Genomic DNA, 25,157 nt, shown 5'->3' on the forward strand with positions numbered 1-25,157 from the left:
AGCGCCCCCCTCTGTCCTGCCGGGCTTTCGTCGTTCGCGAAGCCAAGCAATGGCTTCGTGTCCGCTACGCGGACCACTCCTCAACCCCCCTAAGGGTAAGGGGGGAGATTGGCAGCTCCACGGGCAGCCCATATGCCGCCCTCGCCATCAGGCAGTCGTCGCCGCCGGGCATGCAGGCGCGGCAGACATGCGGGCGGATTTCGTAGATCGCGCAGGCGGTCCCCTTGCCCACCTCGCCGCTAAGTGCCGAGCAACGGCCGCCTTCGCAGCGCATGCCGGACTGATCGGCGGCGACGAGCGCTTCAGGGATGCGGTCGAGCTCGGCGTCCTCTTCAGTCGAGAAGCGCGGCCAATCCGCCGAATAGGCGCAGCAGGCGCCGCAGCTCTGGCAGTCGAAGGCGGTCGATGCGTCGGTCAGGGCCAGGAAGGAATGGTCGTACGGCAAGGCGATCCTCGTGCTGCCTGTGCCTCTAGCACAGAGACGTGGAATCCGCCTGTCTCGACCGGACAAGATTTTTTTTTGATTTTGCCGGGAACCTTTTTGCCGGCTTCAGGTTTTATCCCTGCTGTCGGCAATTCACGAGCAATCTGGAAGAGTTGACAGCAAAAGACGCCTCCCGCGCCGTAAAAAGCGCGAGAGGCGTTTTCTATCGGGCCTACATGATGGTGCTCATCATCGGCAGGATTTCATAGCGGAAGCCGCGGCCTGAACGCGCAACCGGATCGCTGTCGGTGACGGCCCTCGCCTCGGCCTCGCTGCCGACGCGCAGGATCAACAGGCCCCAGGGCCCGGCGGGATCGGCGACCGGACCGGCGATCATCATCGTCCCGGCGCGAAGCTGGTCGCGCAGAAAATCGGCATGCGCGTTCATCAGCGCCCTTTCCTCTTCCGTCAGGGTGAAGGCGAAATCCGGCCGCGGCGGGATCAACCGGCAATGAAAGACCGAAGGCGGTTTGGAACCGGCCTCCTTGGCAAGGAAGTCGCCGAGCCAGCCAAGCACCCGCTCCCAGCCGGAACCGTGGTCGCGACAGGAGTCTTGGCGCGCGCCGAAGCCGTCATGGCGCAGCGTCAGCCGCGTGCCGTTCTCGACCGCTTCCAGCGTGTAGGTGACGGTGGTGACGTGATCGCCGTCCCACGGCGCTATCCAAGTCATCACCAGGCGACGCGGCGGCTCGACCTCGAGATATTCGCCGCCGACATGGAAATCCTGGCCGTCGGCGCCCCTGCCCTCCGAGCGCCAGGCGCCGCCCGGCCGGACATCGGCCGTGTGCTTCGTCGTCCGGTACATCTCGTCTGCGCCCCACCAGAGCGGGATCTGGTCCTCGGCGGTGATGGCGCGAAAGACGCGCTCGGGTGGCACCGCCACAGTCACCGTGGCGAGGATTGTGCCCGCCGAAACGTCCGCGATCGCGCGCGGCCTGTCATTGCTCGCCATCACTCGTCCTCCAGATAGGATTTCAGATTGCCGAGGCTTTGCTGCCAGAAGTCGCGGTAGGGCAGGATCCAGTCGGCGACGTCCTTCAATTCGGCCGGCTCCAGCCGGTAGACGCGCTCGCGGCCGCGCCGTTGCTCGGAGACGACGTTGAGCTCGCGCAGGATCCTCAGATGCTTGGAGATGGCCGGACGGGTCTGCGAGAAGGCGGAGGCCAGTTCGTTGACCGGCGCCGGCCCCTGCCGCAGCCGGTCGAGTATGGCGCGCCGCGTCGGATCGGCAATGGCGCGAAAGACGGAACGGTCCTGCTCAGCCTGCGGCATGATGCGTATCCATTTGGTTACGTATTATGCCGAAATGCGGTGCCGGTCAATCGTCCTCGAACGGCGCCCTATTCGTTCATCGACGGCTCAGCGCTCCTGATCGGTCGGGCGGATCAGGATTTCGTTGACATTCACGCGCGGCGGCTGGCTCACGGCATAGAGGATGGCGTTCGCGATATCCTCGGCGGTCAGCGCTTCCATCGTGGCGAGACGGTGCTCGAGCCCGGCCTTGAACTCCTCGTTGGTGATGTGGTCGCCGAGTTCGGTGCGCACCAGGCCGGGCTCGATGACGATGACACGCACCTTGTCGGCATAGACCTCGCGTCGCAGCGACTCCGAGAAGGCGACCACGCCGAACTTGGTCGCCGCATAGCCGCTGGCGCCGGGGTTGGCGACGCGGCCGGCCACCGACGACACGTTGACGACATGGCCCTTTGAGGCTTTGAGGTGGGGCAGCGCTGCCTTGGTGGTTCCCATCAGACCGATCAGGTTGAGCTCGATCATGCGGCGCCAGTCATCGAGATCGGCTTCGGCCGCGGGCGCAAGCAGCATGACGCCGGCATTGTTGACGAGGATGTCGAGCCGGCCCCATTCGGAAACGGTCTTGTCGACCATGGCGGTGATGTCGCCGCCCCTGGCGATGTCGGCTTCTATGGCGAGCGCGGAGCCGCCGGCCTTCTCGATACGGCTGACCAGCGTCGCGAGGCGATCGATGCGGCGGGCGGCCACGGCCACCTTGGCGCCGGCGGCTGCAAGTGCGGCGGCCGTCGCTTCGCCGATGCCGGATGAGGCACCGGTGACGAGCGCGACCTTATCCGAGAGGGAGGAATTTGCGGATGTCATGAGATTTCTCCAGGTGCCCGCCTCCCCTTCACATAGGCCACGCAGCCCGTTCTTGAAGTCCGCCATCAGAGCAGTTGACGCAATCGCGACCAAACCGCCGCACCCTGAAATTGCCCTAGTCCTGCTCGTGCGGTCCCGGCTCCGGCCAGGGCTCCTTCGCCGCCTGCGCGTACCAATACCGCATCGCCGGCGTCGCCAATACCGCATCGACATAGGCGCGGGTGACGGGCGCAAGCGCGCCGCCATAGGTGTCGAAGCGGGTGACGATGGGCGCGTACATGGCGTCGGCGGCGGTGAAATGGCCGAACAGGAACGGGCCGTCCTTGCCACAGCGCTCGCGGCACTGCCGCCAGATCGCTTCGATGCGTGCGCGCTGCGTCTCGCCCTCGGCATCGAGCGGCTTATAGGCCTTCGGCCGGCGCAGGTTCATCGGCCAGCCATAGCGCACCTCGCGGAAGCCGGAATGCATCTCGGTCGCCACCGAGCGCGCCAAGGCACGAGCGCCGAGATCCTGCGGCCAGAGCATCTTCTCCGGAAAGAGGTCGGCCAGATATTCAAGGATCGCAAGGGTTTCCCAGACGATCCTGCCATTGTGATCCAAGACCGGAACCAGGCCGGTCGGCGAGACCTTGGCGAGGTTGGCGGCAGTCTCGGGCGTGCGCAGGCGCACGAACCCCTCGTCGAAAGGGATTTCCAGGTGCTTCATCGCCACCCAGGGCCTGAGCGACCAGGACGAAAAGCATTTGTTGCCGACGTAGAGTGTGAATTCGCCCATGGTTACCCCGATCCGGACTACGACACCAAGCTACCCGCTTCGCCTCGCCGCCGAAAGTCACCGCCGCGACGTGGCAGGCCGCACGGAACCCACAGGGCAATCGTTCCGTTTTAGAGACGGATGCGGTTCTCGCATCCGTCTCTTGTTCCAGACCCAGGAGATGCGGACATGGTGAACAGGGATCAGGTCGTCGGGCTTGCCAAGCAAGTGAAGGGCTCGGTCAAGCAGGCGGCCGGCAAGGCCACCGGCAGCAGGCGGATGCAGGTGGAAGGCGTATCCGAAAAGATCGCCGGCAAAGTGCGCAAGGCCTATGGCGACGTGAAGGACAAGGCCCGCAAGATGCTCTGATCCGTTCCACCCCTGACGAGGCCGGCGCGCGGTCCGTGCGCCGGCCTCTTCGTCGTTTCAAGCAGCCGACTGCGCCAAGAGGACCGGTAAGCTCGAGCAACCGCCTGGAGGCGCGACCCTTCCCCAGAATTCAAGTGGCCCAGCTTTTGGCGAAGGCATTGGTGAAGACGACCTCGCCGTGGTCTCCAGCCGCCTCACCCAGGACCACGTCCATGTGGCCATCGGTCACGCGCGCCAGCGCGAACCCGCCCATATAGGCGGCTTTCGGCTTGACGAGATCGAGCCCGTCGCGCTGGTAGATCATCGGCACCGCGTGCTGATGGCCGTGGAAAATCGCGATCACATTGTAGCCCTTCAGCGCGGCGATGAGCGCCTGGCGGTCGGCCTCGGCCCACCAGTGCGGCCGGCCGGCGCCGTCGTCGTCATAGGTACGCATCACCGGGTCCCAGCGCTCGACCGAGAAGGTGTCCCAGCCATAGTGCTGGAAGAGGATTACCGGGCGGCCGTCACCGGCGCAGGTCGCCAGATCCTGCTTCAGCCAGGGCAGGCTGTTCACCGCGCCATGACCGGTATCGCCGGCGAAGCGATGCGTCTGGATGAGATGCAGGCCGCCCCAGTCCCAGGAATAGCAGTCGGTGTCGACGTCGTAGTTGGTCGCCGGCACCGGCGGCTTGAAGAAGACCCCGGGGCGATGGTTGACCTCGACATAATCGCGCATCTCGCGGCGGTACCAGTCGACATGGCGCTTCGGTCCATTCTGATCGAGATCGTGATTGCCGAGACCGACATAGACCGGGACATGCACGCGATCGGGGCCGATGCCTTGCTGGTAGCGCTGGCTGAACTGCAGAAGCTGCGTGCCTTCGCTCGGCTGGGTGATCTGGCCGCCGCCGTCGTCGGTGATGTCGCCGCCGGTGACGAGGCCGAGCGGCGTGCCGATGCGCCTGCCGGCCGAGCGCAGGCCAGTGGCCGCGCCGTTGATCTCGGCTGGCCACTCCTTGTCGTCGATGGCGTTGAGCGCCGCGACATTGCGCAGCAAAGCAGCGTCGGTCTTGCCCTCCTGCTCGCAATGCGGGCTCAGGCCGCTCGCCATGCGGCAGGCATGGACATCGGCGATGAACAGGAAGGTGGCGTCGATCGGCTGGATGCGCTTTCCGGTCTGGCCGTATGCCTGGCGACCAAAAGCGCCGGCCGCCGCAAATCCCGCCATCCGTGCCAGGACTGCGCGACGGGAGATCGAATGGGTTCGGCTGCGATTCATCATGGCCGAGATTCAGCACAGGCGGCGCCCGGCCGTCCAGTTCCCTCCCCGACCCGCCAAGCATCGACATGGCGGTATGGGTCTGGCAGTCTTGCGCCTTCAACTTGAGCGGGAAGAGGAGGATGCGATGAAGGCCGCAACGATCGGCATGGCCCTGCTTGCCACGGCGGGCACCGCGCATGGCGCCGAATGCGTCGACGCCAAGACCGCCAAGACCGGCTTCGTGCTGGAGATGCGGGGCATCCGCAGCGAGTTCCGGCCGGCGGCCGGCGGCATGGTTTCGGTCGCCAACACATACCAGTCGGAATCACCGCAGACACAATATCTCTATGCCGGGCTGATCGAGGTGTTTCGCGACAGCACGACCGGCCATCTGGCGATGATCCCGCTCGGCGATCTGAAAAAGCTGTTTCCGCTGAAGGCAGGCGCGAAGAGCACGACGCAGTTCGTCGAGCTATCGCCGAAGAAGCAGCCGAAAGGCACCAAGACGCTGGAACTGGCGGTGAAGGGCAAGGAGACGTTCAGCCTCGGCGGCTGCAAATACAACGTGCTGGCGGTCAAGGAGACGATCAAGAACCAGGCCGGCGAGACGCTGGACACGTTCACCGCGCTCTACGCGCCGGATCTCGGCGCATCGCTGGCCCGGCGCTATGACGAGGGAACGAATTCGGAGAGCGTGGTCGGCTACGAGACGATCAAGCCGCTGGCGAATTAGACTAGGTCCAATCTACACTTCAGGATTCTCAACGCTGGCGCGTTGGTGCATGGCGTTGCGGAACCTCCGAGTCGTGCGCCAGTGTCGTGATTTCGAAGTTCGCATTATTGCGATATCGCGGTCCGAGCGAACTCGAAACGACACTGGAACAGATTCGACGTATTCGGGTCATAATCTGCGCATATCGCCAAATTCCCCAATATGCCATAGTCGCTCAGAGGCGTCGCCAACCGGTGTTCGCCCCCACCTTCAGGACCGCGATCGATACCAAGACGATCGACGCGGAGGAACTTGCATCGACCGCAAGCCGACGGAGGAAATTGGGCCATGAAACATGGATCATCAGAAGAACACCCAACGAGGGTTGAACCTGCCGCTGGTCAGCGAACGATGAATCGCCGAGATGCGCTCAAGGCAGCAGGTCTGGCTGGAGCCGCCCTATCAACGGGTGCCGTGTCGGTCTGTGCCGTTGCAGCGCCGGTCGATGCAATGGAAGACCTGGTTGCGGCCGCCAAAGCGGAAGGGCAGCTTACCGTCATAGCATTGCCTCGCGATTGGTGCGAATACGGCGTCGTGATAGACGGGTTCAAGGCGAGATACGGTCTGACAATCAACGAACTCCGGCCCAATGGCAGCTCAGCCGATCAGATTGAGGCGATCAGGGCTGGGCGAGCCAAGACCGACTCCCAGACCCCGGATGTAGTCGACATTGGCATGTCCTTCGCCTCATCGGCTAAGGAGGATGGCTTGTTGCAGCCGTACAAAGTGTCAACGTGGGACACAATTCCGGAAGCCGCCAAGGATGCGCAAGGGTATTGGTGTGGCCGCTATTACGGAGTCCTTGCGTTCGAGATCAACGCTGACCTCGTCACCAAGATGCCACAGGATTGGGCGGATCTTGCCGTGCCGGAGTATAGGAATTCGGTCGGCCTCGCCGGCAATATTTCTTCAAATCAAGCAGTCCAGAGCGTGTTCGCCGCAGGCTTGTCGGCGGCTAAGGGTAACGTCGAAGAAGCCGCTGCTCAGGGGCTGAAGTTCTTCGCCAATCTCAATGGAAAGGGAAATTTCGTTCCCATCATCGGTGATACCAACTCACTTGCTGACGGCCGCACGCCGATCCTCGTTCGCTGGGACTACCTCGCGCTCGGCGACCGCGAACGGCTCAGGGGGAAAACGAGGATCGAAGTCATCAGGCCAAGGACCGGCGTCGCTGCGGGTGTCTATGTCCAGGCGATCAGCGCCTATGCTCCGCATCCAAACGCTGCTCGGCTATGGATAGAATACCTCTATTCAGATGAGGTGCAGCTCGCATTGTTGAAAGGCCATTGTTATCCGATCCGGTTCGCGGACCTCGCGCGTAGAGGATCGGTCCCTATCGATTGGCGCGAAAGGCTCCGGCACCTCGACCATGAGGGGTACGATGTCGACCCGATATTCCCAGCACTCAAGGACCAGGAGAGGGCGAGAGACGTCATAACCAACGGCTGGGACGATATCGTTGGTGTCAAGGTACGTTGCCTGCCTGCTGACGGGTACCTTGGCCCGGTATCCTTCAACAGTAGCATGGCTAGCGGAGCAAACGGTTCCTAGTTCACGAGTTTGAGGTCAGCGACGGCCTCGTGTGTCGTGATTTCGAAGGTCGCATTGTTTCTATATAGCGCTCCGAGCGAACTTCGAAATCGAAACGACACAGGAAATCAATGAGTTACTAGGATGTTTGATGCCGTTGGGACAGAGCGGGCGGCGTTCCGGCATCAAGATGGTCTGCGCAGCACCCTGCGGCGCCGCCTCGCTGTGACCGGGGATGAAGCTGGGGACCTGGCCTGTTGCAACTCCTTCAGGCAATCGCGCAGCAGGCCAGCGTCCTGCGCGGTCTTGGCCATCGACATGGCGCCCGAATAGGCGGCGACGGTGAGCGCCGCGAAGCGATCCGGATCGGTCCCGCCCTCCCCGCCGCCCTCTTGGTCGGTGCGCAGCTTGTCGGCGATCGCCAGCCGCCACCCGGCGAAGATGTCGGCCAGCGCAATACGAAAATCGGCATCAGCGAGCGACAGCTCATGCGCCAGGTTGTTGAGCGGGCAGCCGCGCACATAGCCCTGTCGCTCGAGCTGCGCCGCAACCGCTTCAAACACCGTGCGCACCCCTTCGCGGGCCGAGGGCGCCGCCCGGACCGGCTCGACCCAGGTCTCCTGGACCGCTGCCGCCACGCGCTCCTCGATCACCGCCAGCGCCAGCGCCTTCTTGGTCGGGAAATGGTGGTGCAGCGCGCCGCCGGTGACGCCGGCCGCCGCCATCAGGTCGCCGAGGCTCGAGGCATGATAGCCGCGCGCCTGGAAGGATTCCTCCGCCACGTCGAGCACGCGCCGGCGCATGCCTTCCGGGTCGTTGGTGCGTTTTTGGCGCATCGCCATCTCCTCCATCTTCCCTTGGGAGAGAAGGTGCCCGAACCAAGTGAAGCCGGATGAAGGGCGCTCCGGCCTGGCAAGGACGGCGTTCCGTCCGGCACCCTCATCCGTCTTGGCACTGCGCGCCAATCCACCTCTCCCGCAAAGGGAGAAGGAAGAGAGAAATAGCAGATTGACAAAACAGGACAACCGGTCTGTTTTACAAAACAGGATGATCACCCTGTTTTGGAGTCGACAATGGACCTTGCTCGAAACAAAACCTCTGCACGCCTTGCGTCACCGATCGTGGAACTCAGGCAGTACACGCTGAATCCCGGACGGCGCGAAACGCTGATCGACCTCTTCGACCGCGAGTTCATCGAAAGCCAGGAAGCGGTCGGCATGACCATCATCGGCCAATTCCGCGATCTCGACCGCCCCGACATGTTCGTCTGGCTGCGGGGCTTCGAGGATATGCAGGCAAGGAGGAACGCGCTCACCGCCTTCTATGGCGGACCGGTGTGGGCCGAGCACCGCGACGCCGCCAATGCGACGATGATTGATTCCGACGATGTGCTGCTGCTGAAGCCGGCATGGAAGGGCGCGGAGTTCAACCTGTCGGGGCTGAAACGGCCGACCGCCTGCGAAATCGAAAACAGGAGCCAGGACGACCATTTAGACAGCATTGTTGAGATAAAGATTCATCATTTGCACCCGGGCACGGAAGCTGACTTTGCCGAGCGTTTTCGGGCGGAAGCGGTTCCGCAACTCACGGCAAACGGCGCACGCCTGGTCGGTGCCTTCGTCAGCGAGCATGCCGAAAACACCTTTCCGCGGCTGCCGGTGCAGGCAGGCGAAAACGTCTTCATCTTCGTCACCGGTTTCGACGACAAAGAGGCACACGATCGATGCAAGGTCGCCCTCGCCGCCTCGGGATCACAGGCGTTCCGCAAAGCTTTGGAGCCGAGCCTCACGAAGCCGTCCCAGGTGCTTCTGCTTTCGCCGACGTCCCGATCGCTGGTCGGCCGGTGATCCCTGCCGGCAGGCTGCCTGCCCACAGATGCGGAATGTCAGCCGCTTCGCCCGGTTCGGCTGCTATGGCTTGACTGTGAATTCTGTCCACATGCCCGTCGCGAAGTGACCGGGAACATTGCAGATGAGCACGTATTTGCCAGGTTTCAGGTCTACGGTAAGCGTGCCCGAAGCGCCCGGGTCGAGCTCCGAAACCTCTCCCTTGTCGCCGGCCTTGTCCTCATCGACCCGGTTCTCGGCATCAATATAGGGGAGCGGGTCCTTGGGATCCGCACGATACATCACGATCATTTCGTGGATGGTATCCTTGGAACTGTTCTTCACCTTGAAGGTGATCTTGCCGGCCTTCACTGTCGCGGGCTTGGCCGTCATCCCCATGGTTGCCTTCGACATGTCGACATTTGGCGTTCCATAGGCGAAGCCGGTGGTCATGGGCGTGTTGGCCCCTTTGTCCCACAACGAAACCTGAACAGTACGGGCAGCCTGAGCAGCGCCAGCCATCGCAATCGCGGCAAGCGCCAGTGCTGCACTGCTTACGATCCTTTTCACAGCGAAGTTCCTTCCAGCAGACACCGGTGAATCGACACCGGCAATCGACCGCCTAAGGGCCGCGAAACCAACGAACGGCCCAACGGTAACTGCATGGTTTCACCTCCGGTCACCCTCAGCCTTGCGCTGAATCAAACCTTCCGGGCCTTAATGAACCGCCCGACCGATGGATACTCAGCGGATCTCCGAGATCGAATCCAGCAGGATATCACCAGCCCCGAAGGGTCTGGCTTAAGACTTCGGCGATAAAAGCCGGGTCCTCCCAGTGCGGGTTGTGGCCGCAATGCTCCGCCAACACCACACGTGAGCCGGCGAGCGCCTCAGCCAAAACCTGCTGGTGTGCCTGCCCGAAGAGCGGATCGCAGGCGCCCGCTATGATCAGCGTCCGGGCCCGCACGGCACGCGCCGCAGCTCCCAGATCGGTCCGGCGAATTTCTTCCAGAATGGCGCGCCAGCGGGCCGCAGGCATCGCCGAAGCGTCCTTTGCCATGCCGGCAAGAAAGGCCCGCGGCACGCCGGGCCCGCATTGATGCCACCAGTCATAGAACGGATCGGCAGGCGAGATCGGATCGCGTAGCGCCGCCACACCGGCCGCCAGCGGATGGTCCGGCTGGAAATCGGGCTTGAGCGTGCCAGCCACGACAACCAGTCCGCCGATCAATTCCGGATGCTGCGCGGCTAGCGCGATCGACACCATGGCGCCCAGCGAATGGCCGACGACGACCGGCCGTTCGAGCCGCAGGCGCCGGATCAATCCGGCGACATCGTCGGCGAAGTCAGCGATGCCAAAGCCCCTGCCCGCCTGCGAGGCGCCGTGGCCGCGCAGGTCCGGCATCACCAGCCGCCGACCGGAAAGATGCGGCGCCAGCAGCGAGAAGCTGCGACTGGTATCGGTGAAGCCGTGAACCAAGAGCAGCGGTGGCTCCGAACCGGCGATCTCGACATAGGCGAAATCGAGGCCACCGACATCGGCGAACCGCTTGCGGCCAGCCCAGGCGCGCTGCTCGGCCTCCTGCGCCGGCACCGGCAGATCCAATGCCGCCGGCCTCACAGTCCGAGCTTTTCCTTGACCGCGGCAAGGCCGGGCTTGCCGTCGAACGTGGTGACGCCTGCAAGCCAGGCGTCGAGGCGATCCTTGTTCAAGGTGATCGACTTCAGCGCCCCTTCCTCCGGCTTCATGCCGTCATTGATGAGGTAGCCCATGCCGACATTCTCCAGATCGATGTCGAAGGTGAGGTTCTTCAGGAACTGCGCGACGTTCGGGCACTCCTGCAGAAAGCCTTTGCGCACCTGTGTCGTCACCGTCGCGGCGCCGAAATTCGGGCCGAAGAACTTGTCGCCGCCGGTCAGGTACTTGAAGTCGTACATCGTGTTCATCGGATGCGGCGCCCAGCCCTGGAAGACGATGAACTGCTTCTCCTTGATCTCGTAGCCGACCTCCGAGAGCATGCCGGCTTCGCTGGACTCGACCACCTGCCAACCGTCGAGCTGGAATTGAGGGTCGGCGATGGCGTCCATCATCAGCTGGTTGGAGCCGGGCTCGATACCGTACATCTTCTTCCCGAATTTATCGGCGAATTTGTGCAGGTCCGACAGGTCCTTGACGCCGGCTTCCCAGACATAGGTCGGCACGGCGAAGGTGTATTTGGCGCCGACTAGATTGACGCGCACATTCTCGATCGAGCCGTCCTTCTTGTAGGGTTCGTAGTAGGTGACCATGGCCGGATCCCAGTAGCCGAGGAACAGGTCGAGGTCTTTGTTCTTCATGCCTTCGTAGATGACGTTGATGCCGAGCACCTCGCTCTGCGGCTCGTAGCCGAGCGCCTGGAGCAGGACCTTGGCCGCGCCCGTGGTGAAGGCGAGGTCGTTCCAGCCAGGCTCCGCCATGCGCACCACCCTGCACTGCTCTGGCTCGGCCGCATAAGCCGTTTGAGCAGCCACCATCAAGGCAGCGAGACAGACACTATTCGCAAGCATGCGCAGCATTCCGGTTCTCCTCATCGGCCTGTTTGACCTTTCGGTCTATTTATTGTCCCATTGGTCAATCATTGATCTGGACGGACGAAAATGTCAACATGGATTCGTCATGCATGGATCCATCCGGTGAAGCTCACGCGTCTCAGCGACATACGCCGCAAGGAGTTGCGGCAGGCGGCCTTCGCGGTGCTGGAGCGCGAAGGCATTGCCGGCGCGACACTGGAAAAGGTCGCGGCCCAGGCCGGCGCCTCGAAAGGCATCGTGCTTCACTATTTCCGCAACAAGCAGGAATTGTTCGAGCACGCGATGCGCGAGGCAAACGCCGTGCTGTGCAATGCAGTGGTGGCACGGCTCAAGCGGGCGCGGACGCCGATGGAGCGGCTGGATGCGGTGATCGAGGGCAATTTCGAGGAGCATCTGTTCCTACCGCCGCTCTGCCATGCCTGGCTGTCGCTCTGCGCCGAGGTGCCGCGCGACGAGAAGCTGGCGCGCATCCAGAAGGTGATCCACGCGCGCATGCGCTCGAACCTATTGTCCGGCCTGCGCGGCCTCGCATCGCCGGAGGCGGCCGACGAGATCGTGCTCGGCGTCACGGCCTTGATCGACGGGCTGTGGCTCAGGCTCGGCCTGCAGCCGGGCAGCGTCACGCGAGAACAGGCGGTCCGCCAGGTGACGGATTATGTCGCCGGGCGCCTCGCCCTGCGCCAGCAGGCACCTGTCGGCCTGGCCTCGGCCGGATAAACCCGGTCCTACACGCCGGCATCGTCCGCGCCATCCCCGTCCTTGAATCCAAGCGCCTCGACCTCGGCGAGGATCTGCTCGCGGATCCAGCGATGCGGCGCCTCGTCGTCGTGGCGAGCGTGCCAGTACATCCTCACCGCGGGCGAAGGGATCGAAATAGGCGCCTGATAGACGCAGATCGGCAGGGATTTTGTCGCCACCGCCGCGAACTGCCTTGGAACGACGGCCAGATAAGGCCCGCCCGCCACCGCCAGCGCGACGGCCTGGAAGTGCGGCAAGGCGAGCGTGACGCGACGCACCCGGCCCATCCTGCCCAGCGCGTCGTCGGTGAAGCCCGACATCGAGCCGTCGATGGAGCGGAGCGCGTGCGGCAATTCGCAGAACAGGTCGAGCGGCACCTGCTTGCCCTGTGCGATGCCCGCTTGGCGAAGCGCGGCGTTGTCTTTCGCCGCGATGACGGCGAAGGGCGAGCCGAACAGCGCCACACTGGACACCCAGTCGGCAACCTCCAGCGGGCGTTCCAGCGCCGCGTCGATCTGATCCTCCTGCAGCAGCCTCGAGACGTCGCCGATAGCGCTGTCCAGAAAGCGGAATGATATGCGAGGCGCAACCGCCGCGATGCGCGCGGCCAAAGGCGGCATCAAGAGCATGGAGAAGAAATCGGCGCCCATGAAGGTGAAGGTTCGCTCCAGCCTGGCCGGATCGAAGTCCGTCGCCGGCTGGAAGGCGCGCTCGATCTCGCGCAGCGCCGCACGCACCGGCTCGGCCAGGCTTTCGGCGCGCGGCGTCGGCACCATGTCATTGCCGCGGCGCACGAAGAGTTGGTCGTTCAGCGCATGGCGCAGGCGGTTGAGCGCCGCACTGACGGCGGGCTGGCTGAGGCCGATCTGCTCGCCCGCGCGCGTCACGCTTTTCTCGCGCAAAAGCGCGTCGAGGACTCTCACCAGATTGAGATCGAGTGCTTTCAAATTCATCGCATCAATTCAGCCCATACGATCATTCGATTTCCATCGTCCGCCCACCCCTGGTTAGGTCGCATCGACGCCGTTTCGCCGGCCCGACACAAGGGAGAGACATCGTGACAATGATCAACCGGACCATCGCAGGCAAGGAGCTCCTGTGGTTCAACAACACGCTCGTAGCCATCCAGGTCTCGTCGGCGGACGGCGAGGACGGCATCTGCGTCATCGAGCATCGCCTGCCCTATGGCGATTCCGCGCCGCTGCATGTGCACCGCAACGAGGACGAGGTGTTCCATATCCTGGAAGGACGGATACGTTTCATTGTCGATGGCCGTGAGCGGGTCGCCGGCGCCGGCGAAACGATCATTGCGCCGAAGGGCCTGCCGCACACATTTAAGGTCGAGTCTGCCGAAGGCGCGCGCACGCTGACTGTCACGCGCGGTTCGGATTTCGAGACGATGGTGCGCAAGGCAAGTCGCCCCGCCGAGCGGCCGGACCTGCCGCCGCTTTCGCACCCGACGCCTGAGATGATCGCGGCGCTGACAAGGATTTGCGGGGAGAACGGGATCGATATTGTTGGAGCGCCGATGGGTTGACCGCTTTCCCTTCTCCCCTTGTGGGAGAAGGTGTCGCCGAAGGCGACGGATGAGGGTGCTCCAGGGAAAGCCAGCGTCTCACTCCGCTGGAACACCCCTCATCCGTCTCGGCGCTGCGCGCCGATCCACCTTCTCCCACAAGGGGGAGAAGGAAGAGGCTATACCCTTCAACCGATTTGCATCCTGCCCGCCCGTAATCTCCGCTTGATGCCATTTGTGCAACGCGATACGCCCTTGCCAAATCGACAGATCGGAGACTTGCCGTGAGCGCTGAAAAGACCAGAACCGAGACCGATACGTTCGGTCCCATAGAGGTGGCGGCCGACCGCTATTGGGGCGCGCAGGCGCAGCGTTCGCTGGGCAATTTCAAGATCGGCTGGGAAAAGCAGCCGGCCTCGATCGTGCGCGCTCTGGGTGTCGTCAAGCGCGCGGCGGCCGAAGTGAACATGGAGATGAAGCGGCTCGATCCCACCATCGGCAAGGCGATCGTGGACGCCGCGCAGGAAGTGATCGACGGCAAACTCAACGACCATTTCCCGCTGGTAGTGTGGCAGACGGGCTCGGGCACGCAGTCCAACATGAACGCCAACGAGGTGATTTCGAACCGGGCGATCGAGATGCTCGGCGGCGTCATGGGTTCCAAGAAGCCGGTGCATCCCAACGACCACGTCAATATGAGCCAGTCGTCGAACGACACCTATCCGACGGCCATGCACATAGCCTGCGCCGAGCGGGTCGCGCATCATCTGATCCCAGCGCTCCATCACCTCCACAAGGCGCTCGACGCCAAGGCCCGCGCCTTCAACCACATCATCAAGATCGGCCGCACCCACACGCAGGACGCCACCCCGCTGACGCTCGGCCAGGAGTTTTCCGGCTATGCCGCCCAGGTCGCGTCTTCGATCAAGCGCATCGAGCAGACGCTGCCAGGCCTGCAGGAGCTGGCGCAGGGCGGCACCGCGGTCGGCACCGGCCTCAACGCGCCGGTGGGTTTTGCGGAAAAGGTCGCGGACCGCATCGCTGCCGTCACCGGCATTTCCTTCGTGACGGCGCCGAACAAATTCGAGGCGTTGGCGGCGCATGATTCCATGGTGTTCTCGCATGGCGCGATCAACGCGGCGGCGGCTGCACTGTTCAAGGTCGCCAACGACATCCGCCTGCTGGGCTCCGGCCCGCGCTCCGGTCTTGGCGAACTGTCGCTGCCGGAAAACGAGCCGGGCTCCTCGATCATGCCTGGCAAGGTCAACCCGACCCAATGCGAGGCGCTGACGCAGGTCTGCGTGCAGGTGTTCGGCAACAACGCCGCGCTCACCTTCGCCGGCAGCCAGGGCCATTTCGAGCTCAACGTCTACAACCCGCTGATGGCCTACAACTTCCTGCAGTCGGTGCAGCTGCTCGCCGACGCCTCCGTCTCCTTCACCGACAATTGCGTCGTCGGCATCGAGGCGCGCGAGGACAACATCAAGGCGGCGCTCGAGCGTTCGCTGATGCTGGTGACGGCGCTCGCCCCCACCATCGGCTACGACAACGCCGCCAAGATCGCCAAGACCGCGCATAAGAACGGCACCACGCTGCGCGAGGAAGCTTTGGCCACCGGACTGGTCAGCGAAGCCGATTACGACCGGCTGGTGCGGCCCGCGGATATGACGCATCCGGGGTAAGCGCTGGTTCGTATCCTTGGGCTGTGAAGTATTTGGCGGCGGGACAATTTGCTCCCGCCATCGAACATTGCGACATCAATTTCGCGCCGACCGAGCGATCACAGGAACATAGAACCTGTGAACAATGTGTCGCCGCATAGACAGCTTTGGTGAACAGTCTCCATCGTCTATCTGACTGGACATTCAACCCACTCGGAGACTCGCCATGTCCATCAACACTTCCGCCGCAGGTGCCGGCGCCGCATCGAACAATTCCACCACCATCCTGCTCGGCCGCATCCTGCTTGCGGTCATCTTCCTGCTTTCCGGCTTCGGCAAGCTCACGGCCATTTCCGGCACCGCCGGCTACTTCGGCGCCCTCGGCCTGCCCGTGCCGACCGTAACGGCCGTTGTCGTCGGCCTGATTGAGCTGCTCGGCGGCCTCGCCATTCTCGTCGGCTTCCAGACGCGGATCGCCGCCTGGGTGCTCGCCATCTTCACGATCGCCACCGGGCTGGTTGCCCACACCGGCTGGGCCGATCAGATGCAGATGATCCAGTTCCTGAAGAACCTGGCCATCACCGGCGGCTTCATCCTGCTCGCCTCCTCCGGCGCCGGCGCCTACTCGATCGACGCCAAGCGCGGCTGATCTTTGTTTGACGCAATTCCCGGCGAAGATCGTTTCCCGGAATTGTTCCCGGCCTTTCCTCCCAGGCCTGAATGAAAGCGGCGCGGAATTTTCCGCGCCGCTTTTTCGTTTTCTTGACGGCAGGCGTAAACTGCAAAGGCGGGCGCAATTCCGAAAGGAATGCCTGCAAGGGAGGCTGCAATGTTTCGCAATGCACTGCTTCTTATCTCGCGGCTGCTGTTTGCCGCGCTGTTCGTGCCCTCGGGCTTTCAGGCGCTCGCCAACATCGCCGGCACGACGAGTTATTTCGCCGGCCTCGGCCTGCCGCTGCCGACTTTAGCCGCCTGGGGCACCGGCCTTTTCGAGCTGATCGCCGGATTGCTGATCCTGATCGGTTTCCAGACGCGGATCGTGGCACTTCTGCTTGCCGCCTTCGCCATCGTCGCCGGTTTCATCGGCCATTACGGCCAGGGCGCCGACGACGCCACGCTCGCCTTCCTGCACCAGCAGATGCTGATGAAGGACATCGCCATTGCCGGCGGCTTCCTGGCGCTGGCCATGGCCGGCGCCGGCGCTTGGTCGGCGGATGGCCGCAGCTTCGGAATCGGCGCCGAGGTGACGTGATCCGCTATTTTACCGAAACGCTTGGCCCGCCCTCGACCGCCAGCACCAGGCGGCGGTTGGTGATGCGCGCCAGTTGCGCCAGGCGGCCGGCCGGGCGCTCGCCATAGAGATCGGTGAGCGAGGCCGGCAGCACCAGCGCCAGCGCGCCGTTGCCGCGGTTTTCCCATTTCAGCCTCGGCATCACGCCGGGCATCGCCGCCGTCATCAGGTAGACGACGCGCATCATCGCAGCCAGCACGCGAGCGCGCTCGAGGATGCGCGGCGGCGCCAGCGCCTTGATCTCGGGCGCAATGCCGTCGTTGAAGATGCCGTCATGGCGGTAGGCGCTGGCCAAAGCCAGATAGGCGCGGCCGGGATGGTCGACGCCGATGAAGGAGGCATGCGCGATGATGTTGAGCGACTGCCGGCCGCGATATTCGGGATGCGCGCGCCAGCCGATATCGGCGAGCAGGCAGGCGGCATGGCGGTAGCGTGCTTCGTCCACCGTCTCATCGATGCCGAAGGCCTTGAAAGCCTTGCCGGTCCATTCGACGAGATCATGCGCGTGGTGGACCGAGCGCGAGCGCAGGAGCGCCAGCTCTTCCGCCGCCGAGATTAGCGGATCGGCCCTCTGCTCGGCCGCGTCGAGCAGGGAATAGAGGAAGCCTTCGCGCACGCCCTGGGCCGAGACAACGATCTTCGACGGCTGCATCGCCGCCATGATCTCCTGCAGCACGACGGCGCCGTAGGGCAGCAGCGAGCGGCGGTTCTTGGAAACGCCTTCGATGCCCTTGACCTTCTCGACTTCGCCCTTGGCCACCTGCCTGAGGAAGGTCTGGGTGCTATCGGCGGCGATCTCGTAATGATGCATGACGCCGAGCGGATAATTGTTCATCTCCATGTGCAGCCGGGCGAGATTTCGCCAGGTGCCGCCGACGGCGTAGAAGACCCTGCCCTGCCCGCCCTTCAAGAGCTTCGCCCGCGCCAGTTCCTGGCGCGCGATCTTCTGCGCCTGGACGAGCGAGTTCTTCGCCATGTCCTGCAGGCGCAGGCCGCCGAGCGGCAGCGTGATGCCGTCGCCGATCGTTTCGCCATTGATGTCGATGAGTTCCAGGCTGCCGCCGCCAAGGTCGCCTGCGATGCCGTTGGCCGGGTGGAAGCCGGAGATGACGCCGAGCGCCGAGTAATGCGCCTCCTGCCGGCCGGAGAGCACCCGGATCTCGGTCTTCAGCACATCCTCGGCGCGGTGAATGAAATCCGGGCCGTTGACCGCCTCGCGGGCGGCCGCGGTTGCCAGCACATACATATGCTCGGCGCCGGCTTGATCCGAAAGCGCGCGGAAACGGCGGAACTCCTCCATCGAGCGCGTCACCGCCTCGGGATCGAGCTTGCCTGTCGACACGATGCCGCGGCCTAGGCCGGCCAGCATTTTTTCGTTGAACAAAAGCGTCGGCGAACGCGCCAGCCCTTCATAGACGACGAGGCGGATCGAGTTCGATCCGATGTCGATGATCGACAGCGGCCGCCGGTCCTGGAGCCGGCCCTGGGAAATAGAAATCACGCGGCGCCGTTCTTCTTGCGGCGCTTGAACTGGGCAATGCGCCTTGGCGCATGCGATTTCAGCGCGTCACCCCGTCCGGAAAGGCTCGGATTGGTCATGAAATATTCCTGCGCGTTGAACGGTTCCTCGCCCTCCTCCAGCGTGACGCGCCGGGAGGTGCCGTCAGCCAATACGTCGAAACTTTGCTGGTTGTCCATGACGTTGCCGAGCATGATCTGGCCAAGCACCTGTTCATGCACAGTTGGAGTGGTGATCGGCACCAGCGTCTCGACACGGCGGTCGAGATTGCGCGGCATCAAGTCGGCGGATGAGATGTAGACGATCGCCTCGTCGGACGGCAGCCCGTGGCCGTTGCCGAAACAGAAGATACGGCTGTGCTCGAGGAAGCGACCGACGATCGACTTCACCCTGATGTTCTCGGAGAGACCCGGCACCTGCGGCCTCAGGCAACAGATGCCGCGCACGACGAGATCGACCTCGACGCCGGCACGGCTGGCGTCATAGAGCGCGTCGATGATAGTCGGGTCGACCAGCGCGTTCATCTTCATCCAGATGCGGGCCGGCCGGCCCTCGCGCGCATGGACGATCTCTTCGCCGACGTGCTTCAGGATGCGGTTGCGCAAGGTGAAGGGCGATACGGCAAGCCGCATCTCCTCGGCCGGTTCGGCATAGCCGGTGATGAAGTTGAAGACCTGCGCGACGTCGCGCGCGATCGTCGGGTCGGTGGTGAAGAAGGACAGGTCGGTGTAGATGCGCGCGGTGACCGGATGGTAGTTGCCGGTGCCGAGATGCACGTAGTTGCGTAGCCTGCCGTCCTCGCGGCGCACCACCAGCGACATCTTGGCGTGGGTCTTCAATTCCAGGAAGCCGAACACGACCTGGACGCCGGCGCGCTCGAGGTCGCGCGCCCAGCGGATGTTGGCCTCTTCGTCGAAACGCGCCTTGAGCTCGACAAGCGCCGTGACCGACTTGCCGGCCTCGGCCGCGTCGATCAGAGCACGCACGATCGGGCTGTCGTTCGAGGTGCGGTAGAGCGTCTGCTTGATGGCGACGACTTCCGGATCGGCCGCCGCCTGGCGCAGGAACTGCACCACCACGTCGAAGGATTCGTAGGGGTGATGGACGATGATGTCCTTCTCGCGGATGGCGGCCAGGCAGTCGCCGCCATGCTCGCGGATGCGCTCGGGAAAGCGCGGATTGTAGGGCGTGAATTTGAGGTCGTCGCGCGGGATGGCGACGATCTCGGAAATCTGGTTGAGCGCCAGCGGGCCGGTGAGCACGCTGATGCGGCTCGACGAGACGCCGAGCTCGCCGGCAACGAAGTCGCGCAGCTCGGCGGGCATCAGCGTGTCGAATTCGATGCGGATGACGGAGCCGCGGCGGCGGCGCTTCAGCGCCGTCTCGAACAAGCGCACGAGGTCTTCCGACTCTTCTTCCACCTCGATATCGCTGTCGCGGATGATGCGGAACGTGCCCGAGCCCTTGACCTCATATCCCGGGAAAAGCTTGCCGATATAGAGGCCGACCGCTTCCTCCAGCGGGATGAAGCGCACAAGATGCTTGCGGTCGGGCAGACGAATGAAGCGCCGCAGCGCCACCGGCAGGCGCAGCAGCGCGCTCATCTCCTCGCCGTTCTTGCGGTGGCGCAGTTGCAGCGCCATCGAGAAACCGAGATTGGGGATGAACGGGAACGGGTGCGCCGGATCGATCGACAGCGGCGTCAGCACCGGGAAAACCTGCTCCTGGAAATGCTCCTCCAGCCAAGCCTTCTCGTCCTTGGTCAGGCCATCGCGGGTGATGCTTTCGATGCCTTCCTTGTTGAGCAGTTCCATCAGCGTCGACAGGCTCTTCTGCTGGTCCTCCTGCAGTCGCTCGACCTCGCGCAGCAATTGCTCGAGCTGCTGCTCGGGCGTGCGGCCGTCCGGGCTCTTCAGCGCGATGCCCTCGCGGACCTGGCCGGCGAGGCCGGCGACGCGGACCATGAAGAACTCGTCGAGATTGGCGGCCGAAATAGACAGGAAGCGGACACGCTCGAGCAGCGGATGGTGCTCGTTCAGCGATTCCTCCAGCACCCGACGATTGAACTGCAGCCAGGAGAATTCGCGGTTGACGAAACGGTCGGGATTGCCGCCGTCGGGGCTCGCCGCCTCGACGCTGATGAACTCGCTCTGCACCGGCCTCAGTTCGCTCATGGTTCCTCGTCCGCAGCCTTTCTCTTTGAGCGCCATACACCGCAGGGCGCGCATGATCGACGCTCTAACACGCTTTTGTGACGCATGATCGGTCACGGAATCGCTCCGATTCCCAAGGTCATGCGTTTAACCGGCTCAACTTATCCTCTGCCAGCCTTTTGCGACAGTTTCATTTCATCGATCTTGCAAACTGCCCGGTTATGATCCAGATGCAAACGGGCCGAACTGAAGGAGACGACGATGGCAGGCGGTACCATTCCCCATTTCCAGAACGACGCGGGCCATCCGGCGATCGATATCGGCGTGAAGGAATTCATGTGCACCGGCGCCAATCCGCCCTTCGATCATCCGCATGTGTTCCTCGACATGGGCGACGACAACGAAAAGGTCTGCCCCTATTGCTCGACGCTCTACCGCTATTCGGCCAAGCTGAAGGCGACGGAAACCGAGCCTGCCGGCTGCCTCTTTATCGACCAGGCCGCCTGATCCCGCTTCGCCTGGTTGGCTGCTAGACCATGAATGAGGCGCGGTCCCGGCAGGTCGTCATCGCCGGGGCCGGCATCGCCGGGCTGACCGCGGCATTGGCCTTTGCCGAGCGCGGCCATGCCGTCACGGTCCTGGAACAGGCCAGGCAACTCGAAGCTGCGGGCGCCGGGCTCCAGCTTTCTCCCAACGCGACGCGCATCGTGCGCCGGCTTGGCGCGCTCGACCGGTTGCGGCCGAGCGCGATCAGGCCGGAAGCGGTGGTGCTGAAGGACGCCGCAACCTTGCGCGAGTTGGCGCGTGTGCCGCTGGGTCAGGCCGGCGAACGGCGTTGGGGCGCGCCCTATCTGGTGGCGCATCGCGCCGACCTGCAAGCGGCCTTGACGGCGCGGACGGCGGAGCGTCCCGAGATCCAGCTTGTCACCGGCGCGCGGGTTACAGGCATCGCGGTGGCACCGCAAAATATCGTCGTCACGGTGCAAGGAGACGGCGGCGGCGCGGAGGTTGCCGCAGGCCTTTTGGTGGGCGCCGACGGCGTATGGTCGTCGGTCAGGTCACAGCTTGCCGGCAAGGATCCCGCTTTCACGAGAAGCCGGTTCTCCGGCGAGTTGGCCTGGCGCGCCACGGTGGCGGCCGAAAGCGCCGCCGGACAGACCTTTGCGGCGATCGGCGCCGCCGCCTGCGTCACCACATTCCTCCATCCCGGCTTCCATATGGTCGCCTATGCGGTGAGCAAGGGCAGCGCCTTCAACCTCGCCGCCTTCACCAAGGGCGAACGCATCGCCGAAGGCTGGTCCGGCCATGCCGATCCCGCAATTCTCGCGAAAGCCATGCGCGGCACGTCGCCCGAACTGGCGAGGCTTGCCGCCTTGGCCGGGCCATGGACGGCGTTTCCGATCCACACCGTCGAACAGCGGCGCTGGACGATGCCGGAGGGAATCGCGCTGATCGGCGACGCCGCGCATGCCATGACGCCGTTCGCGGCTCAAGGCGCGGCGATGGGAATTGAAGACGCCTCGATGCTCGCCAATCTGGTCGCCGACTTCCCCGGCGATGTGAAGCAAAGCCTCACCGTCTGGGAAAACCTGAGGGGACCGCGCGTCGAAGCGGTGCTCAGGCGCGGCGCGCTCAACCGGCTGGCGTGGCATGCCTGGGGTCCGGTGGCCATCGCGCGCAACCTGGTGCTTGCAACGCGGCCGGCAGAGAAGCTCGCGGCGGATCTGGACTGGCTGTATGGGTGGGAGGAGAGCAAGGTTGTGAGACGGTAGGACGTCTGACGGGCGAGAAAGTTGGATAGGCTGGCGGGACAGAGGGGGCGCGAAGGAACGAGGCGCTCGCCGTTTTCCCGTCCTGGCCGCCAGCTCTTAATTATGCAACTCCAACGACCACCCCAGCGACACCGGCAGCGGGTTCCACCAGCCGGTGCGCAGGCCCGCAACGCGCAAGCCGGCCGCCGTCCAGGTGTTGCAGCCGACCAGCGCGTTGAAATGGCCCTTGGCTTCGTAGAAGCGGTCGAAAGTTGAATATCCGGCATTGCCGATGAGCATCGGCCCGTTCGAGCCCTGTCGGAAGCTCGCGGCGATATAGTCTAGAAGTGCGAAGAAATGCTGCTCGTCGACGTCGAAGCCGGCGACGTCCGGGTGCGGCTCGGCGATCGCGCCGGCGACATCGACATGCATGACCGAGGCATCGAGCGTCAACGCCTTCAGGACAGGCGCGGCCTTCAAATCCGACCAGGTCGGCGTCTCCAGATAGAAGGCGCGACCGCCCCAGCCGAAGACGACGTAGCGCGCCTCCGGCGCATCGACCGGCAGGCCGGCATCGGCGAGAAAATGGAAGCGCCGGCGCACGCCGTCGTCGACCGGTATCGCGATGTCGGTGTGGATCGGGTTGCTCAGCACCAGTATGTGACGAGTGCCCTCACCCGCGGCGGCCGCCGGCCAGAGCGGACGCGGCACCAGCGTGCCGAGCATCGCGGCAACCACCGCCGCGACGGCCAGCATGGCCAGGAAGCGCCAGAGCTTTCTCATCAAGATGCGGCGCCCCCCGTTCAATCGAGCCAGTCGATCGCCCCGAACAACAGAAAAGCCCGGCCGTTTCGCGGCCGGGCTTCGCAAATGGTGTCCGATCCGCTCAGTGCAGGATCTGCGACAGGAACAGTTTCGTGCGCTCGTGGCGCGGATGGTCGAAGAACTCGGCCGGCGTGTTCTGCTCGACGATCTGGCCCTGGTCCATGAAGATCACCCGGTTGGCGACCTTGCGGGCAAAGCCCATCTCGTGGGTGACGCAAAGCATGGTCATGCCTTCTTCGGCGAGGCCGACCATCGTCTCCAGCACTTCCTTGATCATTTCGGGGTCGAGCGCCGAGGTCGGCTCGTCGAACAGCATGATGCGCGGGTTCATGCACAGCGAGCGCGCGATCGCCACGCGCTGCTGCTGGCCGCCGGAGAGCTGTCCCGGATATTTGTTGGCCTGTTCCGGGATCTTGACGCGCTTGAGGAAATGCATGGCGATCTCCTCGGCTTGCTTCTTGGGCGTCTTGCGCACCCAGATCGGCGCCAGCGTGCAGTTCTCCAGGATGGTGAGGTGCGGGAAGAGGTTGAAGTGCTGGAACACCATGCCGACCTCGCGGCGCACCTCGTCGATCTTCTTCAGATCGTTGGTGAGTTCCTTGCCGTCGACGATGATCTTGCCCTTCTGATGCTCTTCCAGCCGGTTGATGCAGCGGATCATGGTCGACTTGCCGGAGCCGGACGGACCGCAGATGACGATGCGCTCGCCGCGCATCACCTTGAGGTTGATGTCCTTCAGCACATGGAACTCGCCGTACCATTTGTGCATGCCGACGATGTCGATGGCGACATCGGTGGTCGAGACATGCATCTTCTTGGCATCGACCTTGATGTCTTCCGCGCTGACGGCGTTTTCGGTGCTCATGGCCAATTCCCCTTTTATCGTTTGTAGCCGGTGTCGAGCCGGCGTTCAGTGTACATTGAATAGCGCGACATGCCGAAGCAAAACAGCCAGAACACGAAGGCCGCGAAGACAAGACCGGATTTCGCGGTTTGCGGCGTCGCCCAGTTGGGGTCGGTAAAGTTCAGCTTCACCACGCCGAGCAGGTCGAACATCGAGATGATCAGCACCAGGCTGGTGTCCTTGAACATGCCGATGAAGGTGTTGACGATGCCGGGAATGACCAGCTTCAAGGCCTGCGGCAATACGATCAGCCCCATCTTCTGCCAATAGCCGAGGCCGAGCGAATCGGCGCCCTCATATTGGCCCTTCGGGATCGCCTGAAGGCCGCCGCGCACCACCTCCGCCATATAGGCGGCGGCAAACAGCGACACGCCGATCAGCGCCCTGAGAAACTTGTCGAAAGTGACGCCCGCCGGGAGAAACAACGGCAGCATGACGCTGGCGAAGAAAAGCACGGTGATCAGCGGGATGCCGCGCACCGTTTCGATGAAGACGACGCAAAGCCATTTGATGATCGGCATCTTGGAGCGTCGGCCGAGCGCCAGGACCACGCCGAGCGGCAGCGACACCGCGATGCCGACGAAGGAGAGGCTGAGCGTGACCAGCAGCCCGCCCCAGCGTGACGTCTCGACAGCCGGCAACCCGAAAACGCCGCCCGTCAGCAGGAAGAAGGCGACCACAGGCAGCGCCAGAAAGAGCAGGATGGCGTTCAACCCCTTGCGCGGCACGCGCGGGATCAGCATCGGCGCCAAAAGCGCCACGAACAGGATGGCGGCCACGATGGGCCGCCAGCGCTCCTCGACCGGATAGGTGCCGAACATGAACTGACCGAACTTGGCGTTGACGAAGGCCCAGCAGGCGCCGGTCCAGCCGTCGGGCTGAATGCCGCCCTGGGAGGCGGTGGTGCAAACCGTGCGATCCGGCCCGGTCCACTGCGCGTTGATGAAGGCCCAGTTGAGGACCTGCGGCAGGATCCAGGCAACGATGGCGATGCCGAGGATGGTGAGGATGGCATCGCCGACCGAACCGACGAGGTTCTTGCGCACCCAGGCATAGGCGCCGCGTTCGGTGGGCGGCGCCGGCTGCGCCAGCGCCATCTCGGTGCGCACCCAGGACAAGTCGTGCTCCTGCATGG

27 protein-coding genes are annotated in these 25,157 nt (G+C 63.9%); 11 read left to right on the forward strand and 16 right to left on the reverse strand.

What is annotated here, in order from left to right; translation table 11 throughout:
• Nucleotides 1–64: 64 nt before the first annotated feature.
• The 5 genes from EJ067_RS02465 to EJ067_RS02485 form a co-directional block, all read right to left on the reverse strand.
• The gene (locus tag EJ067_RS02465) at nucleotides 65–445 is read right to left on the reverse strand and encodes a YkgJ family cysteine cluster protein (protein WP_348639512.1); all 381 of its coding nucleotides are present in this window, start codon (nucleotides 443–445) and stop codon (nucleotides 65–67) included.
• 211 nt (nucleotides 446–656) lie between these two features.
• The gene (locus EJ067_RS02470; protein ID WP_126084509.1) at nucleotides 657–1,436 is read right to left on the reverse strand and encodes an SRPBCC domain-containing protein; all 780 of its coding nucleotides are present in this window, start codon (nucleotides 1,434–1,436) and stop codon (nucleotides 657–659) included.
• Nucleotides 1,436–1,756 (reverse strand): metalloregulator ArsR/SmtB family transcription factor, encoded by a 321-nt coding sequence (locus EJ067_RS02475; RefSeq protein ID WP_126084510.1) that lies wholly within the window; start codon nucleotides 1,754–1,756, stop codon nucleotides 1,436–1,438. The genes EJ067_RS02470 and EJ067_RS02475 overlap by 1 nt, the downstream gene beginning before the upstream one ends.
• 87 nt (nucleotides 1,757–1,843) lie before the next feature.
• Nucleotides 1,844–2,599, reverse strand: coding sequence for an SDR family NAD(P)-dependent oxidoreductase (locus EJ067_RS02480; RefSeq protein WP_126084511.1), 756 nt, complete (start codon nucleotides 2,597–2,599; stop codon nucleotides 1,844–1,846).
• 115 nt (nucleotides 2,600–2,714) lie between these two features.
• Entirely contained in the window at nucleotides 2,715–3,374 is a 660-nt protein-coding gene (locus tag EJ067_RS02485; protein WP_126084512.1) for a glutathione S-transferase family protein, read from the reverse strand.
• 168 nt (nucleotides 3,375–3,542) lie between these two features.
• Between EJ067_RS02485 and EJ067_RS02490 the strand changes: the two genes are divergently transcribed.
• Nucleotides 3,543–3,722, forward strand: coding sequence for a CsbD family protein (locus tag EJ067_RS02490; protein WP_126084513.1), 180 nt, complete (start codon nucleotides 3,543–3,545; stop codon nucleotides 3,720–3,722).
• Nucleotides 3,723–3,852: 130 nt separating this feature from the next.
• Here EJ067_RS02490 and EJ067_RS02495 read toward each other — a convergent pair whose 3' ends face one another.
• Nucleotides 3,853–4,986, reverse strand: coding sequence for a metallophosphoesterase (locus EJ067_RS02495; RefSeq protein WP_126084514.1), 1,134 nt, complete (start codon nucleotides 4,984–4,986; stop codon nucleotides 3,853–3,855).
• 124 nt (nucleotides 4,987–5,110) lie between these two features.
• Between EJ067_RS02495 and EJ067_RS02500 the strand changes: the two genes are divergently transcribed.
• Together EJ067_RS02500 and EJ067_RS02505 are read left to right on the forward strand one after the other, a co-directional pair.
• On the forward strand, nucleotides 5,111–5,698 hold the full coding sequence (locus EJ067_RS02500; RefSeq protein ID WP_126084515.1) for a hypothetical protein: 588 nt from the start codon (nucleotides 5,111–5,113) through the stop codon (nucleotides 5,696–5,698).
• Nucleotides 5,699–6,025: 327 nt separating this feature from the next.
• Entirely contained in the window at nucleotides 6,026–7,288 is a 1,263-nt protein-coding gene (locus EJ067_RS02505) for an ABC transporter substrate-binding protein (RefSeq protein ID WP_348639513.1), read from the forward strand.
• A 164-nt stretch (nucleotides 7,289–7,452) separates the two neighbouring features.
• Here EJ067_RS02505 and EJ067_RS02510 read toward each other — a convergent pair whose 3' ends face one another.
• Nucleotides 7,453–8,103 (reverse strand): TetR/AcrR family transcriptional regulator, encoded by a 651-nt coding sequence (locus EJ067_RS02510; protein WP_245468143.1) that lies wholly within the window; start codon nucleotides 8,101–8,103, stop codon nucleotides 7,453–7,455.
• A gap of 237 nt (nucleotides 8,104–8,340) precedes the next feature.
• Here EJ067_RS02510 and EJ067_RS02515 point away from each other — a divergent pair, with 237 nt between their 5' ends.
• On the forward strand, nucleotides 8,341–9,114 hold the full coding sequence (locus EJ067_RS02515; protein WP_126084516.1) for an NIPSNAP family protein: 774 nt from the start codon (nucleotides 8,341–8,343) through the stop codon (nucleotides 9,112–9,114).
• Nucleotides 9,115–9,177: 63 nt separating this feature from the next.
• Here EJ067_RS02515 and EJ067_RS02520 read toward each other — a convergent pair whose 3' ends face one another.
• The 3 genes from EJ067_RS02520 to choX form a co-directional block, all read right to left on the reverse strand.
• Nucleotides 9,178–9,663, reverse strand: coding sequence for a sulfocyanin-like copper-binding protein (locus EJ067_RS02520; protein ID WP_245468144.1), 486 nt, complete (start codon nucleotides 9,661–9,663; stop codon nucleotides 9,178–9,180).
• Nucleotides 9,664–9,871: 208 nt separating this feature from the next.
• Nucleotides 9,872–10,687, reverse strand: a complete 816-nt coding sequence (locus tag EJ067_RS02525) for an alpha/beta hydrolase (protein WP_245468145.1) — start codon at nucleotides 10,685–10,687, stop codon at nucleotides 9,872–9,874.
• Between the two features lie 23 nt (nucleotides 10,688–10,710).
• The gene (choX, locus tag EJ067_RS02530) at nucleotides 10,711–11,649 is read right to left on the reverse strand and encodes a choline ABC transporter substrate-binding protein (RefSeq protein ID WP_126084518.1); all 939 of its coding nucleotides are present in this window, start codon (nucleotides 11,647–11,649) and stop codon (nucleotides 10,711–10,713) included.
• An 81-nt stretch (nucleotides 11,650–11,730) separates the two neighbouring features.
• On the opposite strand from choX, the gene betI reads away from it, so the two are divergent.
• Nucleotides 11,731–12,381 (forward strand): transcriptional regulator BetI, encoded by a 651-nt coding sequence (gene betI, locus EJ067_RS02535; RefSeq protein ID WP_126084519.1) that lies wholly within the window; start codon nucleotides 11,731–11,733, stop codon nucleotides 12,379–12,381.
• 8 nt (nucleotides 12,382–12,389) lie between these two features.
• Here the strand turns inward: betI and EJ067_RS02540 are convergent, their stop codons facing one another.
• A complete protein-coding gene (locus EJ067_RS02540; protein WP_126084520.1) occupies nucleotides 12,390–13,355 on the reverse strand; it encodes a LysR family transcriptional regulator in 966 nt (321 codons plus the stop codon).
• A 110-nt stretch (nucleotides 13,356–13,465) separates the two neighbouring features.
• Here EJ067_RS02540 and EJ067_RS02545 point away from each other — a divergent pair, with 110 nt between their 5' ends.
• The 4 genes from EJ067_RS02545 (at nucleotide 13,466) to EJ067_RS02560 (ending at nucleotide 16,831) form a co-directional block, all read left to right on the forward strand.
• Nucleotides 13,466–13,939, forward strand: a complete 474-nt coding sequence (locus EJ067_RS02545; protein ID WP_189510686.1) for a cupin domain-containing protein — start codon at nucleotides 13,466–13,468, stop codon at nucleotides 13,937–13,939.
• Between the two features lie 263 nt (nucleotides 13,940–14,202).
• A complete protein-coding gene (fumC, locus tag EJ067_RS02550; protein ID WP_126084522.1) occupies nucleotides 14,203–15,600 on the forward strand; it encodes a class II fumarate hydratase in 1,398 nt (465 codons plus the stop codon).
• A 205-nt stretch (nucleotides 15,601–15,805) separates the two neighbouring features.
• Complete coding sequence (locus EJ067_RS02555; protein WP_126084523.1) at nucleotides 15,806–16,228, forward strand: DoxX family protein; 423 nt, start codon at nucleotides 15,806–15,808, stop codon at nucleotides 16,226–16,228.
• Between the two features lie 180 nt (nucleotides 16,229–16,408).
• Nucleotides 16,409–16,831, forward strand: a complete 423-nt coding sequence (locus EJ067_RS02560) for a DoxX family protein (RefSeq protein WP_126084524.1) — start codon at nucleotides 16,409–16,411, stop codon at nucleotides 16,829–16,831.
• 4 nt (nucleotides 16,832–16,835) lie between these two features.
• Here EJ067_RS02560 and ppx read toward each other — a convergent pair whose 3' ends face one another.
• The gene (ppx, locus tag EJ067_RS02565; RefSeq protein ID WP_126084525.1) at nucleotides 16,836–18,371 is read right to left on the reverse strand and encodes an exopolyphosphatase; all 1,536 of its coding nucleotides are present in this window, start codon (nucleotides 18,369–18,371) and stop codon (nucleotides 16,836–16,838) included.
• Complete coding sequence (locus EJ067_RS02570; RefSeq protein ID WP_126084526.1) at nucleotides 18,368–20,563, reverse strand: RNA degradosome polyphosphate kinase; 2,196 nt, start codon at nucleotides 20,561–20,563, stop codon at nucleotides 18,368–18,370. Before EJ067_RS02570 ends, ppx begins: the two co-directional genes overlap by 4 nt.
• 240 nt (nucleotides 20,564–20,803) lie before the next feature.
• On the opposite strand from EJ067_RS02570, the gene EJ067_RS02575 reads away from it, so the two are divergent.
• Both EJ067_RS02575 and EJ067_RS02580 read left to right on the forward strand, forming a co-directional pair.
• Nucleotides 20,804–21,049, forward strand: a complete 246-nt coding sequence (locus EJ067_RS02575; protein WP_126084527.1) for a zinc-finger domain-containing protein — start codon at nucleotides 20,804–20,806, stop codon at nucleotides 21,047–21,049.
• A gap of 29 nt (nucleotides 21,050–21,078) precedes the next feature.
• Entirely contained in the window at nucleotides 21,079–22,314 is a 1,236-nt protein-coding gene (locus EJ067_RS02580; protein ID WP_126084528.1) for an FAD-dependent monooxygenase, read from the forward strand.
• A gap of 96 nt (nucleotides 22,315–22,410) precedes the next feature.
• On the opposite strand, the gene EJ067_RS02585 is transcribed toward EJ067_RS02580, so the two are convergent.
• The 3 genes from EJ067_RS02585 to EJ067_RS02595 form a co-directional block, all read right to left on the reverse strand.
• Nucleotides 22,411–23,076 carry a TIGR02117 family protein gene (locus EJ067_RS02585; protein WP_126084529.1) on the reverse strand — a complete coding sequence of 222 codons (666 nt, stop codon included), beginning with the start codon at nucleotides 23,074–23,076 and terminating at the stop codon, nucleotides 22,411–22,413.
• A 103-nt stretch (nucleotides 23,077–23,179) separates the two neighbouring features.
• A complete protein-coding gene (locus EJ067_RS02590; RefSeq protein ID WP_126084530.1) occupies nucleotides 23,180–23,983 on the reverse strand; it encodes an amino acid ABC transporter ATP-binding protein in 804 nt (267 codons plus the stop codon).
• A 14-nt stretch (nucleotides 23,984–23,997) separates the two neighbouring features.
• On the reverse strand, nucleotides 23,998–25,155 hold the full coding sequence (locus EJ067_RS02595) for an amino acid ABC transporter permease (protein ID WP_126084531.1): 1,158 nt from the start codon (nucleotides 25,153–25,155) through the stop codon (nucleotides 23,998–24,000).
• Between the last annotated feature and the right edge of the window lie 2 nt (nucleotides 25,156–25,157).

It is taken from the genome of Mesorhizobium sp. M1D.F.Ca.ET.043.01.1.1, assembly GCF_003952385.1.
GTDB lineage: Bacteria > Pseudomonadota > Alphaproteobacteria > Rhizobiales > Rhizobiaceae > Mesorhizobium.

Coding starts and splice junctions, on each gene's coding strand:
- EJ067_RS02470 (WP_126084509.1), bottom strand. CDS start 1,436: ATGGCGAGCAATGACAGGCCGCGCGCGATCGCGGACGTTTCGGCGGGC.
- EJ067_RS02475 (WP_126084510.1), bottom strand. CDS start 1,756: ATGCCGCAGGCTGAGCAGGACCGTTCCGTCTTTCGCGCCATTGCCGAT.
- EJ067_RS02480 (WP_126084511.1), bottom strand. CDS start 2,599: ATGACATCCGCAAATTCCTCCCTCTCGGATAAGGTCGCGCTCGTCACC.
- EJ067_RS02485 (WP_126084512.1), bottom strand. CDS start 3,374: ATGGGCGAATTCACACTCTACGTCGGCAACAAATGCTTTTCGTCCTGG.
- EJ067_RS02490 (WP_126084513.1), top strand. CDS start 3,543: ATGGTGAACAGGGATCAGGTCGTCGGGCTTGCCAAGCAAGTGAAGGGC.
- EJ067_RS02495 (WP_126084514.1), bottom strand. CDS start 4,986: ATGATGAATCGCAGCCGAACCCATTCGATCTCCCGTCGCGCAGTCCTG.
- EJ067_RS02500 (WP_126084515.1), top strand. CDS start 5,111: ATGAAGGCCGCAACGATCGGCATGGCCCTGCTTGCCACGGCGGGCACC.
- EJ067_RS02505 (WP_348639513.1), top strand. CDS start 6,026: ATGAAACATGGATCATCAGAAGAACACCCAACGAGGGTTGAACCTGCC.
- EJ067_RS02510 (WP_245468143.1), bottom strand. CDS start 8,103: ATGCGCCAAAAACGCACCAACGACCCGGAAGGCATGCGCCGGCGCGTG.
- EJ067_RS02515 (WP_126084516.1), top strand. CDS start 8,341: ATGGACCTTGCTCGAAACAAAACCTCTGCACGCCTTGCGTCACCGATC.
- choX (WP_126084518.1), bottom strand. CDS start 11,649: ATGCTGCGCATGCTTGCGAATAGTGTCTGTCTCGCTGCCTTGATGGTG.
- betI (WP_126084519.1), top strand. CDS start 11,731: ATGTCAACATGGATTCGTCATGCATGGATCCATCCGGTGAAGCTCACG.
- EJ067_RS02540 (WP_126084520.1), bottom strand. CDS start 13,355: ATGAATTTGAAAGCACTCGATCTCAATCTGGTGAGAGTCCTCGACGCG.
- EJ067_RS02545 (WP_189510686.1), top strand. CDS start 13,466: ATGATCAACCGGACCATCGCAGGCAAGGAGCTCCTGTGGTTCAACAAC.
- EJ067_RS02555 (WP_126084523.1), top strand. CDS start 15,806: ATGTCCATCAACACTTCCGCCGCAGGTGCCGGCGCCGCATCGAACAAT.
- EJ067_RS02560 (WP_126084524.1), top strand. CDS start 16,409: ATGTTTCGCAATGCACTGCTTCTTATCTCGCGGCTGCTGTTTGCCGCG.
- EJ067_RS02570 (WP_126084526.1), bottom strand. CDS start 20,563: ATGAGCGAACTGAGGCCGGTGCAGAGCGAGTTCATCAGCGTCGAGGCG.
- EJ067_RS02575 (WP_126084527.1), top strand. CDS start 20,804: ATGGCAGGCGGTACCATTCCCCATTTCCAGAACGACGCGGGCCATCCG.
- EJ067_RS02580 (WP_126084528.1), top strand. CDS start 21,079: ATGAATGAGGCGCGGTCCCGGCAGGTCGTCATCGCCGGGGCCGGCATC.
- EJ067_RS02585 (WP_126084529.1), bottom strand. CDS start 23,076: ATGAGAAAGCTCTGGCGCTTCCTGGCCATGCTGGCCGTCGCGGCGGTG.
- EJ067_RS02590 (WP_126084530.1), bottom strand. CDS start 23,983: ATGAGCACCGAAAACGCCGTCAGCGCGGAAGACATCAAGGTCGATGCC.
- EJ067_RS02595 (WP_126084531.1), bottom strand. CDS start 25,155: ATGCAGGAGCACGACTTGTCCTGGGTGCGCACCGAGATGGCGCTGGCG.